13 protein-coding genes are annotated in these 13,186 nt (G+C 70.6%); 8 read left to right on the top strand and 5 right to left on the bottom strand.

The genetic code is table 11. From position 1 onward, the window contains the following. Nucleotides 1–2 precede the first annotated feature (2 nt). The 4 genes from ACSQ4M_RS03410 to ACSQ4M_RS03395 all read left to right on the top strand — a co-directional run bounded on the left by ACSQ4M_RS03410 (nucleotide 3) and on the right by ACSQ4M_RS03395 (nucleotide 4,049). Nucleotides 3–752, top strand: a complete 750-nt coding sequence (locus ACSQ4M_RS03410; protein ID WP_436188267.1) for an SDR family NAD(P)-dependent oxidoreductase — start codon at nucleotides 3–5, stop codon at nucleotides 750–752. Next, nucleotides 745–1,548: an enoyl-CoA hydratase/isomerase family protein gene (locus ACSQ4M_RS03405; RefSeq protein ID WP_436188266.1), complete on the top strand. Its 804-nt coding sequence runs from the start codon at nucleotides 745–747 to the stop codon at nucleotides 1,546–1,548. Before ACSQ4M_RS03410 ends, ACSQ4M_RS03405 begins: the two co-directional genes overlap by 8 nt. 4 nt (nucleotides 1,549–1,552) lie before the next feature. Beyond that, a complete protein-coding gene (locus ACSQ4M_RS03400; RefSeq protein ID WP_436188265.1) occupies nucleotides 1,553–2,749 on the top strand; it encodes an acetyl-CoA C-acetyltransferase in 1,197 nt (398 codons plus the stop codon). A gap of 67 nt (nucleotides 2,750–2,816) precedes the next feature. Next, nucleotides 2,817–4,049, top strand: coding sequence for a CoA transferase (locus tag ACSQ4M_RS03395; protein ID WP_436188264.1), 1,233 nt, complete (start codon nucleotides 2,817–2,819; stop codon nucleotides 4,047–4,049). Nucleotides 4,050–4,077: 28 nt separating this feature from the next. Here the strand turns inward: ACSQ4M_RS03395 and ACSQ4M_RS03390 are convergent, their stop codons facing one another. Beyond that, nucleotides 4,078–5,610, bottom strand: a complete 1,533-nt coding sequence (locus tag ACSQ4M_RS03390) for a hypothetical protein (protein ID WP_436188263.1) — start codon at nucleotides 5,608–5,610, stop codon at nucleotides 4,078–4,080. 401 nt (nucleotides 5,611–6,011) lie between these two features. On the opposite strand from ACSQ4M_RS03390, the gene ACSQ4M_RS03385 reads away from it, so the two are divergent. The 4 genes from ACSQ4M_RS03385 to ACSQ4M_RS03370 are packed head-to-tail and all read left to right on the top strand — an operon-like array spanning nucleotide 6,012 to nucleotide 9,417. Next, on the top strand, nucleotides 6,012–7,028 hold the full coding sequence (locus tag ACSQ4M_RS03385; RefSeq protein ID WP_436188262.1) for an ABC transporter substrate-binding protein: 1,017 nt from the start codon (nucleotides 6,012–6,014) through the stop codon (nucleotides 7,026–7,028). Beyond that, a complete protein-coding gene (locus ACSQ4M_RS03380; protein ID WP_436188261.1) occupies nucleotides 7,028–7,864 on the top strand; it encodes an ABC transporter ATP-binding protein in 837 nt (278 codons plus the stop codon). Before ACSQ4M_RS03385 ends, ACSQ4M_RS03380 begins: the two co-directional genes overlap by 1 nt. A gap of 6 nt (nucleotides 7,865–7,870) precedes the next feature. Beyond that, a complete protein-coding gene (locus ACSQ4M_RS03375) occupies nucleotides 7,871–8,737 on the top strand; it encodes an ABC transporter permease (RefSeq protein ID WP_436188260.1) in 867 nt (288 codons plus the stop codon). An 11-nt stretch (nucleotides 8,738–8,748) separates the two neighbouring features. Beyond that, nucleotides 8,749–9,417: a cysteine hydrolase family protein gene (locus tag ACSQ4M_RS03370; protein ID WP_436188259.1), complete on the top strand. Its 669-nt coding sequence runs from the start codon at nucleotides 8,749–8,751 to the stop codon at nucleotides 9,415–9,417. 16 nt (nucleotides 9,418–9,433) lie between these two features. On the opposite strand, the gene ACSQ4M_RS03365 is transcribed toward ACSQ4M_RS03370, so the two are convergent. The 4 genes from ACSQ4M_RS03365 to ACSQ4M_RS03350 are packed head-to-tail and all read right to left on the bottom strand — an operon-like array spanning nucleotide 9,434 to nucleotide 13,186. After that, entirely contained in the window at nucleotides 9,434–10,909 is a 1,476-nt protein-coding gene (locus ACSQ4M_RS03365; RefSeq protein WP_436188258.1) for a gamma-glutamyltransferase family protein, read from the bottom strand. Nucleotides 10,910–10,911: 2 nt separating this feature from the next. After that, on the bottom strand, nucleotides 10,912–11,691 hold the full coding sequence (locus ACSQ4M_RS03360; protein WP_436193960.1) for an SDR family oxidoreductase: 780 nt from the start codon (nucleotides 11,689–11,691) through the stop codon (nucleotides 10,912–10,914). Continuing rightward, the gene (locus ACSQ4M_RS03355) at nucleotides 11,691–12,692 is read right to left on the bottom strand and encodes a 2Fe-2S iron-sulfur cluster-binding protein (RefSeq protein WP_436188257.1); all 1,002 of its coding nucleotides are present in this window, start codon (nucleotides 12,690–12,692) and stop codon (nucleotides 11,691–11,693) included. Before ACSQ4M_RS03355 ends, ACSQ4M_RS03360 begins: the two co-directional genes overlap by 1 nt. Before the next feature lie 17 nt (nucleotides 12,693–12,709). Next, complete coding sequence (locus ACSQ4M_RS03350) at nucleotides 12,710–13,186, bottom strand: GlcG/HbpS family heme-binding protein (RefSeq protein ID WP_436188256.1); 477 nt, start codon at nucleotides 13,184–13,186, stop codon at nucleotides 12,710–12,712.

Genomic DNA, 13,186 nt, shown 5'->3' with positions numbered 1-13,186 from the left:
ACATGGATCTGGGACTCAAGGACAAGGTGGCCATCGTCACCGGCTCGGCCCGCGGCCTGGGCGCGGCCACCGCGCGCAAGCTGGCCGAGGAGGGCGCGCGCGTCGTCGTCACCGACATCCTGCGCGAGCAGGCCGAGGCGACCACGGCGGCACTGAGGGCCGACGGCCTGCAGGCGCACTGCGTGATCGCGGACATCACCAAGGCCGACCAGGTGCAGGCGCTCGTCGACGAGGCCGCGGCCACCTTCGGCGGCGTGCACATCCTGGTCAACAACGCCGGCTTTCCGCGCGACAGGTACCTGGTCAAGATGTCCGAGGACGACTGGGACCTGGTCATGGAGGTCATGCTCAAGGGCGCCTTTCTGGCCAGCCGCGCGGTGATGCCGCGCATGATCGAACAGGGCTGGGGCCGCGTCGTCAACATCAGCTCGCGCGCGCACTTCGGCAACCCCACGCAGGCCAACTACTCGGCCGCCAAGGCCGGGCTGATCGGCATGGCCAAGGCGCTGGCCATCGAGCAGGGCCGCTACGGCATCACCGTCAACTGCGTGGCGCCAGGCTTCATGGAGACCGAGATGGTGCAGGCGCTGCCGACCTACGAGACCATCAAGGAACGCGCGGTGCAGATGCAGCCCGTCAAGCGCGTGGGCCAGCCGCGCGACATCGCCAACGCGGTGGCCTTCCTGGCGTCGGACGCGGCCAGCTTCATCAGCGGCGAGGTGCTGCACGTGACGGGCGGGCGCTATGGCTGAGAGCCCGGTGCGCTGCACGGTGCAGCCCGACGGCGTGGCCGTGCTGACGCTGGACAACCCGCCGCTCAACGTCGTGTTCCGCGGGCTGACCGAGGCACTGGGCCGGCAGCTCGATGCGCTGGCCACCGATGCAGCGGTGCGCGCCGTGGTCGTCACGGGCGCGGGTACGCGGGCCTTTTGCGCGGGCTCGGACATCGCCGAGTTCCAGCCGCTCATGCAGCCCGGTCGCATCGGCCCCGAAAAGCTGGAACTGCAACACCGCGTGTTCGCGCAGCTGGACGATTTCCCCAAACCCACGGTGGCAGCGGTCAACGGCCTGGCCTTCGGCGGCGGGCTGGAGATCGCGGTCTGCTGCGACCTGCTCGTGGCCGATGCCGCCGCACGCTTCGCACTGCCCGAGATCAAGCTCGGCGTGTTCCCCGGCAGCGGCGGCCCGGTGCGCGTGGCGCGCCGCGTGGGCGAGGGCCGGGCCAAGGAGCTGATGTTCCTGGGCGAACCGATCGACGCGTCGACTGCATTGGCCTGGGGCCTGGCCAACCGCGTGGCGCCCGCGGGCCAGGCGTTGGCCCAGGCCCTGGCGCTGGCCGCCACGCTGGCGCAGCGCCCGCCGCTGGCGCTGGCGCTGTGCAAGCAGGCCATCGACCTGGCCTTCGACACCACCGAGGACGCGGCCATCGCCGCGGGGCTGCCGCTGTCCGAGCGCGCCTTCACCTCCACCGAATCCCGCGAAGGCGTGCGCGCCTTCCTGGCCAAACAAGCCCCGCGTTTTCCGAACGCACTGCACGACAAGGATTGATCCCATGCAACGAGCCGCCATCGTTTCCCCGCTGCGCACGCCCATCGGCGCGTTCGGCGGCAGCCTGCGCAGCGTGCCGGTCGAGGAGCTCGGCGCCACCGTGGCGCGCGCCATCGTGCAGCGCACGGGCCTGGACCCGGCCCGCATCGACGACGTGGTGTTCGCCCACTCCTACGCCAACGGCGAGGTGCCCTGCACGGGGCGTTGGGTGGCGCTGCAGGCGGGCTTTCCGATCTCGGTGGCCGGCATGCAGCTGGACCGGCGCTGCGGCTCGGGCCTGCAGGCCATCGCCACGGCCGCGATGATGGTGCAGACCGGCGCCGCCGACGTGGTGCTGGCCGGCGGCGTGGAGAGCATGAGCAACGTTGAGTACTACACCACCGACATGCGCTGGGGCAAGCGCGCCGGCACCGTGCGCTTCCACGACCGGCTGGAGCGCGGGCGCGAACGCTCGCAGCCCGAGGCACGCTTCGGCCGCATCAGCGGCATGATCGAGACGGCCGAGAACCTGGCGCGCGACTACGGCGTCACGCGCGAGGAGTCCGACGCCTTCGCGCTGCGCAGCCACCAGCGCGCCGCCGCGGCCTGGGAGGCCGGCAGGTTCGCCGACGAACTCGTGCCCGTGACCGTGCCGCAGAAGAAGGGCGATGCGCTGCAGGTGGCCATGGACGAAGGCATCCGCGGCGACCTCACGCTCGAGCAGCTGGCCCGGCTCAAACCGCTCATGAAAGACGGCGTGGTCACCGCCGGCAACGCCTGCCAGCAGAACGACGCGGCCGCCGGCTGCCTGATCGTGGCCGAGCGCCAGGTCGAGAAACTGGGCCTCACGCCCATCGGCTGGCTGCACAGCTGGACAACCGCGGGCTGCGAGCCCTCGCACATGGGCATCGGCCCGGTGCCGGCGGTCCAGAAGCTGTTCGCGCGCAACGGCCTGTCCTGGGACGACATCGGCCTGGTCGAGCTCAACGAGGCCTTCGCCTGCCAGGCGCTGGCCGTCACCAAGGGCTGGGGCTGGAACGACCCCGAGCGGCTGAACGTGAACGGCTCGGGCATTTCGCTGGGCCACCCGGTGGGCGCGACGGGCGTGCGCATCATGACCTCGCTGCTGCACGAGATGCAGCGCCGCGGCGTGCGCTACGGGCTGGAGACCATGTGCATCGGCGGCGGCCAGGGCATGGCCGCGGTGTTCGAACGCGCATGACAGACGGATCGGCGTGCCGGTCCCAGAATCGGGGCCGTACCTCCCCCTTCTTCGATCCGAGACCAGCATGACCTATCCCTTCCTGAACCGCCTGCGGGTGGTCGAAAGCTCCGCCTTCATCGCCGCGCCGCTGGCCGGCCTCACGCTCGCGCAGTTCGGCGCCGACGTGATCCGCGTGGACATCCCGGGCGGCGGCATCGACTACGCGCGGTTGCCGCGCATGCCGCACCCCGAGGGCCGCGGCCGCAGCATCTACTGGGCCGCGCTCAACAAGGGCAAGCGCTCGGTCGCCATCGACATCCGCAAGCCCGAAGGCCGCGAACTCGTGCAGGCCCTGGCCACGGCGCCGGGACCGGACGCGGGCGTGCTGCTGACCAACATCGGCACGCCCTGGCTCGCGCACGAGGTGCTGGCCCAGCGCCGCGCCGACGTGATCAGCTGCACCATCCAGGGCAATGCCGACGGCAGTACGGCGGTGGATTACACGGTCAACTGCGCGACGGGCTACCCCTATTCCACGGGCGGCGGCTCGGCCGAGCGGCCCGTCAACCACGTGATGCCGGCCTGGGACGTGGCCTGCGCCTACCAGGCCGCGTTCGCCATCGTGGCGGCCGTGAACCGGCGCCAGCGCGAGGGCGTGGGCGCGGAACTCAAGATGGCGCTGTCGGACGTGGCCTTCACCACCTTGTCCAACCTCGGCGTGCTGGCCGAGGCCGAGCTGCTGCAGACCGAACGGCCCTCCATCGGCAACCACATCTACGGCGCCTTCGGCCGCGACTTCGCGACGGCGGACGGCGAACGCATCATGGTCGCGGCGATCTCGGCCGGACAGTGGCGCTCCCTCGTCAAGGCCTGCGGCATCGGCGAGGCCGTGGCGGCCACCGAGCAGCGCCTGGGGCTGGACTTCGACGACGAGGCCCAGCGCTACGAAGGCCGCGACGCGATCGCCGAACTGGTCGCGCCCTGGTTCGCCGCGCGCGGCACGGCGCAGGTCGAGCGCGAACTGCAGGCCAACAGGGTCTGCTGGGGCCGCTACAAGACCGTGGGCGAGCTGCTGGCGAGCGACAGGCGCGTGAGCAGCGAGAACCCGGTGTTCGAGCGCGCCACCACGCCCGGCATGGGCGAGCACCTGGTCGCCGGCAGCGCCGTGCGCGCACCGGCCATGGCGCGCACGCCGACGCGGCCCGCGCCCTACATCGGCAGCAACACCGACGAGGTGCTGGCCGAGGTGCTGGGCCTGGATGCCGGCGCCATCGGCCGGCTGCACGACAGTGGGGTGGTTGCCGGCGCGGCCGACTGAACCCAGGGTCCGCGCAGGCGCGCCGTGCTCAGCTCCAGAGCACCACCGCGCAAATGGTGGCCACCACCAGGCCCGAGAGAACCGGGATCAGCAGCGCGCGCACGGCATCGAGCACCGGCACCCGCGCAAAGCCGGCCACCGCGATCAAGGACGACCATGCGATCAGCGTGCCGCCGCCGGTCCAGACGGCGCCCATCTGGCCGACGGCTGCCAGCGTCTCGGCCTGCATGCCCGCAGCAGGCGCCAGTGCACCGGACAAGGTGCCCGTCAGCGGCAGGCCTGCGAAGCCCGAGCCGTCGATGCCGGTGATCATGCCGACGAGCAGCACGCCGAACGCAACGAAGGCGTGGCTCTTGGGGATCAGGTGCTGCGCGCTCTGGATCAGCTCGAACAGCAGGTGCGGCGGCTTCACGCCGTCGGCCACGCCCAGGATGGCGCCCGAGGTCTCGCCCGCGCCGATGAAGAAGAAGCCCGCGATGGGCAGCACCGATCCCATGGCCTTGAAGGCGAACACGAAGCCATCGGTGATGTGCTCGGCGCTGGTGTCCAGCATCCTGCGCGGGCCTTCGGCGGCCAGCGTGGCCAGCATCATGAGCATGGCCGCCATGCCGCCCACCAGCGTGGCGGCAGCGCCGCCCTTGAGGTCGGGCATGGAGGTCATGACCTTGGGCAGCACCATGGCGGTGATCACGGCCATGAAGGCCAGCGGCGTCACGACGGCGAACACCTTGGACCACATCACGCGGCCTGCGTCTGCGCCCAGCGCGGAACTGATCTGTGCGGCGCTCAGCAAAGGCGCGTCGCGGCTGGTGCCGCGCGCGAGCTCGGCCTTGTCGAAGGTGCCGGCCGATTCGACGGCGGGCGTGTTGCTGGACGACTGGGCCTGCCAACGTGCGAGCAAGGCGTTGCTCGCCGGCACGATCTGGCCGCGCAGCGAGAAGTAGCCGATCAGCAGCGCCACGCTGCCTGTGATGAGCGACAGCACCAGCGCGCGGTCGGCCACCACCGAGGCCACGGCACCGGCGGCCTTGGCACTGATGCCGGGCGCCACGCCGATCACGTAGTCCGACGACAGCGCCATGCCCTGCCCCGCGATGGCGATGGCCACGGCGCCGGCCAGCGGCGGCAGGCCTGCGGCGATGGCGGCCGGCAGCAGCACCGCCGAGACCAGCGGCACCGCCGGCGTGGGCCAGAAGAACAGCGAGATCGCATAGGTGATGCCGGCCAGCACGAAGTAGGCCGTGTGGCCGTTCTTCATGACGGCGCGAAACGGCTCGACCATGCGGATGTCCGACTGCAGCGTCTTGAGCGCATTGAGCAGCGCGGTCATGAGGGCGATCACCAGGAAGATGTTGAACAGCTCCTTCGCGGCCACGAAGCTCGCGTTGAAGATGCTGCCGAGTGCCGAGATCGGGCTGCCCGTCCACGCCAGCGCTACGCAGAACGTGGCGACGATGGACGGGACGACCACATTGGCACGCAGGATCATCGTGAGAACGATGACGGCGACGCCGGCCAGGTACACCCAATGGGCGGCTTCGACGGGGGCAACAGGATTCATGGGCACTCCTTGAACGAGAACGCGGGGTATTGGAATACAGTATTCCAAGAATGGGGCATGACGCAAGTTGCGTACCTGGGGTGAACCCGCAAAACTGCCCTCGAATCCGGACGAACGGTTGCTGAAGCGGTCACGCATCGTCAGGTTGCATCGTTTTGGTGCGTTCCGCGCTCCAAAACGGGGTCTTGGCGAGGCCTTTTTGGGGTGGTGGTCGAGATGGCCAGTCCAAAAACCTGGGTAACTCCCGAGTGCGGGAATACAGTATACCAATTAACCTGCAAGCGGTTTTCCAGGCTGGTGCAGCTAGCGCGCTCGTCTCGCCGTGCCGTCGGCGGATCGGGTATGCGAATTGCATACTGTATGTTTTCTTGCCATTCAACCGCTTTTCCAGGAGATCCCCGATGCCCCGCCCTCCGCTCCTTTCTCGCCGTCGTGTCCTGCAGGCCGTGCCCGCCTTGGCTGGCGCCGCTCTTGCCTTGCCCGGGTGGGCGCAGACCGCGGCACCGGTCAAGGTGCGCTATGAAGAAGTCGTGCGCTCGGTGCTGTACGTGCCGATGTACGTCGCGCTGAGCCAGGGCTTCTTCAAGGAGGCCGGCCTGGACGTCGGCATGAAGACCTCCCAGGGCACGGACAAGGGCATGGCTGCGCTGTTGACCGGCAGCGCCGATGTCGTGCTGATCGGACCCGAGGCCTCGGTCTACGTGGCCAACAGCGAGTCGCCGGTGAAGCCCAGGATCTTCGCGGGCCTGACGGCCACCGATGGCTTCCTGCTGATGTCGCGCGGCAAGATCGAGAAATTCGACTGGAACCTGCTCAAGGGCAAGACCGTCATGGCGTTCAGGCCCGGCTCCAACCCCGACGTGTTCCTGGAAGCGGCTCTGCGCAAGAAGGGCCTGGACCCGAAGAAGGACCTGAAGCTGGTCAACAACATCGGGCCGGCCGCGCGCGCCGGCGCCTGGGCGGCCGGCCAGGCCGACTTCGCGATCTTCCTGGAGCCTGAAGCCACCGCGCTCGAAAAGGCGGGCCAGGCCTTCGCCGTGGCCTCGATCGGCCGCGAGGTCGGCCCGGTCGACTACACCGTGTTCACGGCGACCGACGCCTTCCTCAAGAAGAACCCGGCCATCGCACAGACCTGGGCGAACGTGATCGTGCGCGCGCAAAGGCACGTCGCCAGCGCACCCGCGGCCGATCTGGCCCGGCAGATCGCCGAGTTCTTTCCCGGCATGGGCCAGGCCGAACTGGTGGCCGCCATCGAACGCTACCGCGGCATCGGGCTGTGGAAGACCAGCCCGGTGGTCGAGAAGGCCGCCATGGATGCACTGCAGGACATGCTGGTGGCCAGCGGCGTGCTGGAGTCCGCCAAGCGGGTGCCGTACGAGCAGTTCGTCGTGACCGAGTTCGCCGCGAAGGCCAAGTGATGAGCGAAGTCCTCGAACGCCCCAGCGCCGGCACCGTGTCGGCCCCTGCGCTGAAGCCCTCGCGCATCGAAGTGCGCGACGTGTCGTTGCGCTACTTCACCCATGCGGGCGAAACCCAGGCGCTGGAGCGCATCTCGCTGGATGTCGCGGCCGGCGAATTCGTGAGCCTGATCGGCCAGTCGGGTTGCGGCAAGAGCACGCTGCTGTCCATCATCGCGGGCATCCTGCCGGCGTCGTCGGGCACGGTGCACGTCGACGGCAAGCCCGTGACCGGCCCGTCGCCGCGCATCGGCTACATGCTGCAGCAGGACTACCTGTACGAGTGGCGGACCATCCTGGACAACGCCGTGCTCGGTGCCGAGATCCAGGGCCTGGGCCTGCGCCAGGCGCGCGAGCGCGCAGCGCACCTGCTGCACAAGTGCGGCATGGGCGACTTCCTGCACCACTACCCGCGCCAGCTGTCGGGCGGCATGCGCCAGCGCGTGGCATTGGCGCGCACGCTGGTCACCAACCCGGACGTGGTGCTGCTGGACGAGCCGTTCTCCGCGCTCGACTCGCAGACCCGGCTGGCGATCGCCGACGAGGTCGTCGAGGTGCTGCGTAGCGAGGGCAAGTCCGTGGTGCTGGTCACGCACGACATCGGCGAGGCCATCGCCATGACCGACCGCGTGGTGGTGTTGTCGCGCCGGCCCGGCCGCATCAAGTCGCAGCACCTGATGCGCTTTGCCGGCCACGAAAGCAGCCGGCCCAGCCCGTTCGCGGTGCGCGGCCTGCCGGAGTTCAACCGTTACTTCAGCACCCTGTGGGACGAGCTGGATGTCCATGTCGAAGGCTGATCCAGCATGACAAGCACCACGCACAGCGGCATCGCGGCGCCGCTCACCCCATCCGCCGCCAAGACCTCGTCCAGCGCCAAGCCGCCCAGTCCCGAGTACCGCGCCTGGCTGGCGCGCGAACAGCGGCGCCGGCACTGGATCGTGCTGGCCCGTGCCGCGCTGCTGCTGGCCAGCCTGGCGCTGTGGGAATACCTGGCCCGCGCGCAGATCGTGAATCCCATGCTCACGAGCTACCCGAGCGCGCTGTGGCCCACCTTCCTCGATCTGCTGCGCAACGGCAACCTCGCCATGCACACCTGGACCACGCTGGCCGCCACGCTGGTCGGCTTCGGCCTGAGCATGCTCATCGGCACCGCCGTGGCGGCGGGTTTGTGGTGGTCGGGCTTTGCCTACAAGGTGCTCGACCCCTTCCTGGTCGTGGCCAATGCCATGCCCAAGATCGCCTTCGTGCCGATCTTCTACCTGTGGCTGGGATCGGACTACTCGGTCTACGGCATGGCGGTGGCCATCGCGGTGTTCGTCACCATCATGGTGGTCTACGACGGCTTCCAGTCCATCGATCCGAACAAGATCAAGCTGGCGCAGACGCTGGGCGCCAGCCGCGCGCAGGTGTTGCGCCTGGTGGTGCTGCCCGGCAGCGTGCCCACCTTGATCGCGGCGCTGAAGATGAACATCGGCCTGGCCCTGGTGGGCGTGATCGTCGGCGAGTTCCAGTCGGCCAACGCGGGCCTGGGCTTTCTCATCGTGAACGGCAGCCAGATCTTCAAGCTCAACATCGTCATGACCGCCATCGTGGTGCTGGCCGTGCTGTCCGGACTCATGTACCTGGCCATCGCGCGGCTCGAAGCCGTGGTGGCCAAACGCTACGGCTGAAGGAGCTGCAGATGGAATTTCCGCAATGGGTGGTCGACCGGGTGCTGGCCCGCCAGGGTTGCCTGCACCCCCACGAGCACCTGCCGGCGCGCCGGACCGCGTTCGTCGTGGTCGACCTGCAGAACTACTTCACCCAGCCCGGCTACCAGGGCGAGAACGCGCCGGCCCGTGCCACCTTCGGCGCGGTGAACCGGCTGGCGCAGGCCGTCCGCGCCGCCGGTGGATTGGTCGTCTGGATCCAGACCTGCGCCGATGGTGCCGACCAGTTCTGGTCGCACCACCACGCCAAGATGCTGACGCCCGAGCGCAGCGCGCGCCGGCTGGTGGAGCTCAGCCGCAGCCATGCGGGCTTCGAACTGGCACCTGGCCTGCAGGCCGAAGCGCAGGACCCGCGCGTGGTCAAGCGCTGCTACAGCGCGCTGGCGCCCGGTTCGTCCGCGCTGGACGCCGTGCTCACGGCGCATGGCATCACGCACGTGCTGATCGGCGGCACCGTCACCAATGCCTGCTGCGAGTCCACCGCGCGCGACGCGATGATGATGGACTACGCCACCGTGATGGTGCCGGACACGCTGTCCGCCGTGACGCACGCTGAACACATCGCCTGTCTGAACAACTGGATGCTGTTCTTCGGCGATGTGCTGGAGAGCGACGAGGTGATCGAGCGGCTGCAGGCCTAGCCGCTGGCGCGGGCGCCTACCAACCCGCCGCGACGCCGTCCTTGCGGCGGTCCGATGCGCCACGCAGCAGGCCATCGGGCCGGCGGATGACCCACTGGGCGCCGCCGAAGTCGCTGCGTCCGCCGAGCTCGCCCATGCCGGCCGGGTCTGCATAGCCCGCTGCGCGCAGGGCCTGTTCGACGGGTGGGGGCGTGCCGGCTTCGATGGCCAGCGCGGCAGCAGATTCCAGCCGCCACCGCGGCGCATCCAGCGCGGCCTGCAGCGGCTCGCCCCAGGCCGCCAGCCGCAGCAGCAGTTGCAGCTGGCCCTGCGGCTGCATCGCGCCGCCGACGACGCCGAACACCGCGTGCAGGCGCCCGTCGCGTAGCGCTGCGCCCGGCACCACGGTGTGGTAGGGCCGCTTGCGGGGCGCTGGACCGTTGATGTGGCCGGGTGCGGAGAAGCCGAAGCCCCGGTTCTGCAGCACGAAGCCGCAGCCGGGCGCCGCGATGCCGGAGCCGAAGCGCTTGAACACGCTGGTCATCAGGGACACCCCCAGCCCGTCCCGGTCGACGACGGCCGTGCAGACCGTGTTGCCGGCCGGGTCGGCCACGGTCTGCTGCGCCCACTGCATGGCCTCGTCCATGGCCTGCACGGCACGCACCGTGGTGTGCGGGTCCTGCGGGCTCAGGTCCTGCCGGGCCAGCGTGTCCAGTGCGCGCAGCACCGCCACGCCATGGGTGTTGGGCGGGCATTCCAGCACCGTGAGGCCCTGGAACTGCGTGCTGGCCGGCGCGCGGAAATCGCCGGTGTGGGCCGCGAAGTCCTCCGCGGCCAGCACGCCGCCCAGCGCCTGGACCTGGGCCGCCGCCGCGCGGGCCGGCGCCCCCAGGTAGAAGCTGTCGGGGCCTTCGGCAGCGATCGCCTGCAGCACGTCTGCAAGCGCGGGATTGGCGAAGTGCTCCCCGGCGCGCGGCGGCGCGCTGGCCCGGTACAGCGTGCTGCTGGTGGCGTCGCGCAGCAGCACCCTGGCGAACAGCGCCCATTCGCGCGCGCAGACCGGTGCCACGGCGAAGCCGTCGCGGGCGGTGGCGATGGCCGGCTGGAACAGCGCCGGCCAGGGCAGGCGCCCGAAGCGGTGGTGCATGTCGTGCCAGCCGCGCACCGCCCCCGGCACGGTGACCGTGTAGGGGTGGCGTTCGGGGATGCGTGCGCCGGGCAGGGCCGAGATCAGCGCCGCGTCCAGGCCGGCGGGCGCCCGGCCGGTGCCGTTGTAGGAGACCGGCGTGCCGTCGGCCTGCACCACCATGGCCAGCATGTCGCCGCCGATGCCGGTCGCCATGGGCTCGACCACGCCCAGCACCGCATCGGCCGCGATGGCGGCGTCGACTGCGCTGCCGCCGGCACGCAGCATGCGCAGCGCCGCCTGCGAGGCCAGGGGGTGGCCAGTGGCCACCATGCATTCGGCGCCCGCCACGCCGGCGGCGGACGCCAGGGGAGCCATGTCCGCCATGGCTAGAACGTGCCCGGGTAGGAGCCGCCGTCCACCAGCAGGCTCTGCCCCGTCATGTAGCCCGCGTACTGCGAGGCGACGAAGGCGCACAGCGCGCCGATCTCGTCGGGCTCGCCGAAGCGGGCGGCGGGCGTGGCCGCCTCGCGCTCTTGCCAGATCGATGCGAACGGCTGGCCCGACTGCTCGGCCATCTTGCGCACGTGGTGGCGTTGCGCATCGGTCGCGAAGGCGCCGGGCAGCAGGTTGTTGATCGTCACGTTGTGGCGCACGGTCTGGCGCGACAGGCCGGAGACGAAGCCCACCAGCCCCGAGCGGGCCCCGTTGGACAGGCCCAGCTCGGCCTGCGGCGACTTCACGCTGCGCGCGACGATGTTGACGATGCGGCCGAAGCGGCGCGCGATCATGGGGTCCACCGTGCGGCGGATCATCTCGATGGGGCCGATCATCATCGCGTCCAGCGCCGCATGCCAGTCGGCCGGCGACCAGTCGCGGAAATCGCCGGGCGGGCGGCCGTCGGCGTTGTTGACCAGGATGTCCGGGTCGGGGCAGGCGGCCAGCGCGGCGTCGCGGCCGGCCTGCGTCGTGATGTCGGCCACCACCCAGCGCACCGGGGCCGAGGTTGCGGCGCCGAGTTCGGCCGCGGCCTGGGCCAGCGTGGCCTCGGTGCGTGCGGCGATGCAGACCTGCACGCCGGCACGGGCCAGGTGCAGCGCGCAGGCGCGGCCCATGCCCTTGCTGCCGCCGAACACCAGGGCCGTGCGGCCAGCGATGCCGAGATCCATCATCGGGTGGGCTCCTGGAAGGTGAAGGCGTCGGCGTACACGTACTGCGGGTCGGCGCCGTGCGCGATGGCCGCGCTGCGCGCGTCGGCCACCATGTTCGGCGAACCGCACAGGTAGACCGCGTGCTCGGACAGGTCGGGCTGGTCTTCCAGCAGGGCCTGGTGCACGTAGCCGGTGCGCCCGCTCCAGCCGGCGCCGGGGCGCGACAGCACCGGCACGTAGCGGAAGTCGTACAGGCGCTCGGCCCAGGCCGGTATGCGGTCGTGCAGGTACAGCCCGCCCTGGTCGCGCGTGCCCCAGTACAGGCTCACGGGCGGACAGTCCGCGTCGTCCATCAGCGCTTCCAGCATGGCCTTCAGCGGCGCCAGGCCGGTGCCGGTGGCCAGCATGGCGATCGGCCGCTCGTCCTCGCGGTGGTAGCGGAACTGGCCCAGCGGCACCTCGACGTCGAGCACGTCGCCGGGACGCAGCGCGGCCAGCGCGCGGTCGGTGAAGCGTCCGCCCGCGATGCGGCGCACATGGAAGTCCACCAGGCCGCTGCCGGGCTTGGAGGCCATCGAGAAGCTGCGGTGCCGGTCGTCGCCCAGCAGCACGTTCATGTACTGGCCCGCCTGGTAGACGAGTTGCGGCTCCTGCGGCAGGCTGAGCTGCAGGTGCATCACGTCGTGCGCGAGCGCCGCCACGTCCTTCACCACGGCACGCGCGCGCGTGGGCGGCGAGCACCGCAGCGGCGACGCCACGCTCAGCACCAGGTCGCTGCAGGGCCGTGCCTGGCAGGCGATGGCCTCGCCGCGCGCCATGTCCTCGTCGCCGAGGGCGAACGGCTGCTCCTCGTACTGCACGCGGCCTTCGACCAGCGTCACGCGGCAGGTGCCGCAGCCGCCGAAGCGGCAGTCGTGCGGCAGGGCGACCTGCTGGCGCAGCGCGGCGTCCAGCACGGTCTCGCCGTTCGCCACGGCGAATGTCGTGTCGCCCTCCAGCCAGTGCACGCGGTGTTCCATGGCGCCCTCCGTGCGGCTCACTTCTTGATGTCGGCCGCGACCAGCACCTCGTGCTGGCCGGCCAGGTGTTCGGCCAGCGCCTGCAGCGCGGCCACGCCGCAGGCCGTGTCCTGCTCGCCGTTGCCACCGGACAGGCCGACGCCACCCACCACCTCGCCGTTCACCACGATGGGATAGCCGCCGACGAAGGCCGCGAAACGGCCCTCGAAGCTGAGCTGGATGCCGAAGGCCTCGTTGCCCGGCAGCGCCGGGCCGTTCGGCGGCGTGGTGAACAAATGCGTGGAGCGCTTGTGGCCGGCCGCCGTGAACGCCTTGTTCCAGGCGATCTGCGGGCCGGTGATGCGGGCGCCGTCCATGCGCTCGAGCACCAGCGGAAAGCCGCCTTCGTCGGCGATGCAGACGGTCTCGGCCACGCCGATCTCCTGCGCCTTCTTCAGTGCCGCATCGGCCATCAGGCGGGCTTCGGCGCGTTCGATCTTCAGGGATGGTTTCAT

This window comes from Pseudorhodoferax sp. LjRoot39 (genome assembly GCF_964253035.1).
Taxonomy (GTDB): Bacteria; Pseudomonadota; Gammaproteobacteria; order Burkholderiales; family Burkholderiaceae_C; genus Pseudorhodoferax.
The sequence above is the reverse complement of the archived record's forward strand: the minus strand, read 5'-3'. Positions and strand labels throughout refer to the sequence as shown.

What these genes read in the sequence shown, in the direction of transcription:
- ACSQ4M_RS03370 (WP_436188259.1), top strand. Translation starts at nt 8,749, where the DNA reads ATGGAATTTCCGCAATGGGTGGTCGACCGGGTGCTGGCCCGCCAGGGT.
- ACSQ4M_RS03405 (WP_436188266.1), top strand. Translation starts at nt 745, where the DNA reads ATGGCTGAGAGCCCGGTGCGCTGCACGGTGCAGCCCGACGGCGTGGCC.
- ACSQ4M_RS03395 (WP_436188264.1), top strand. Translation starts at nt 2,817, where the DNA reads ATGACCTATCCCTTCCTGAACCGCCTGCGGGTGGTCGAAAGCTCCGCC.
- ACSQ4M_RS03355 (WP_436188257.1), bottom strand. Translation starts at nt 12,692, where the DNA reads ATGGAACACCGCGTGCACTGGCTGGAGGGCGACACGACATTCGCCGTG.
- ACSQ4M_RS03375 (WP_436188260.1), top strand. Translation starts at nt 7,871, where the DNA reads ATGACAAGCACCACGCACAGCGGCATCGCGGCGCCGCTCACCCCATCC.
- ACSQ4M_RS03350 (WP_436188256.1), bottom strand. Translation starts at nt 13,186, where the DNA reads ATGAAACCATCCCTGAAGATCGAACGCGCCGAAGCCCGCCTGATGGCC.
- ACSQ4M_RS03400 (WP_436188265.1), top strand. Translation starts at nt 1,553, where the DNA reads ATGCAACGAGCCGCCATCGTTTCCCCGCTGCGCACGCCCATCGGCGCG.
- ACSQ4M_RS03380 (WP_436188261.1), top strand. Translation starts at nt 7,028, where the DNA reads ATGAGCGAAGTCCTCGAACGCCCCAGCGCCGGCACCGTGTCGGCCCCT.
- ACSQ4M_RS03385 (WP_436188262.1), top strand. Translation starts at nt 6,012, where the DNA reads ATGCCCCGCCCTCCGCTCCTTTCTCGCCGTCGTGTCCTGCAGGCCGTG.
- ACSQ4M_RS03410 (WP_436188267.1), top strand. Translation starts at nt 3, where the DNA reads ATGGATCTGGGACTCAAGGACAAGGTGGCCATCGTCACCGGCTCGGCC.
- ACSQ4M_RS03390 (WP_436188263.1), bottom strand. Translation starts at nt 5,610, where the DNA reads ATGAATCCTGTTGCCCCCGTCGAAGCCGCCCATTGGGTGTACCTGGCC.
- ACSQ4M_RS03360 (WP_436193960.1), bottom strand. Translation starts at nt 11,691, where the DNA reads ATGGATCTCGGCATCGCTGGCCGCACGGCCCTGGTGTTCGGCGGCAGC.
- ACSQ4M_RS03365 (WP_436188258.1), bottom strand. Translation starts at nt 10,909, where the DNA reads ATGGCGGACATGGCTCCCCTGGCGTCCGCCGCCGGCGTGGCGGGCGCC.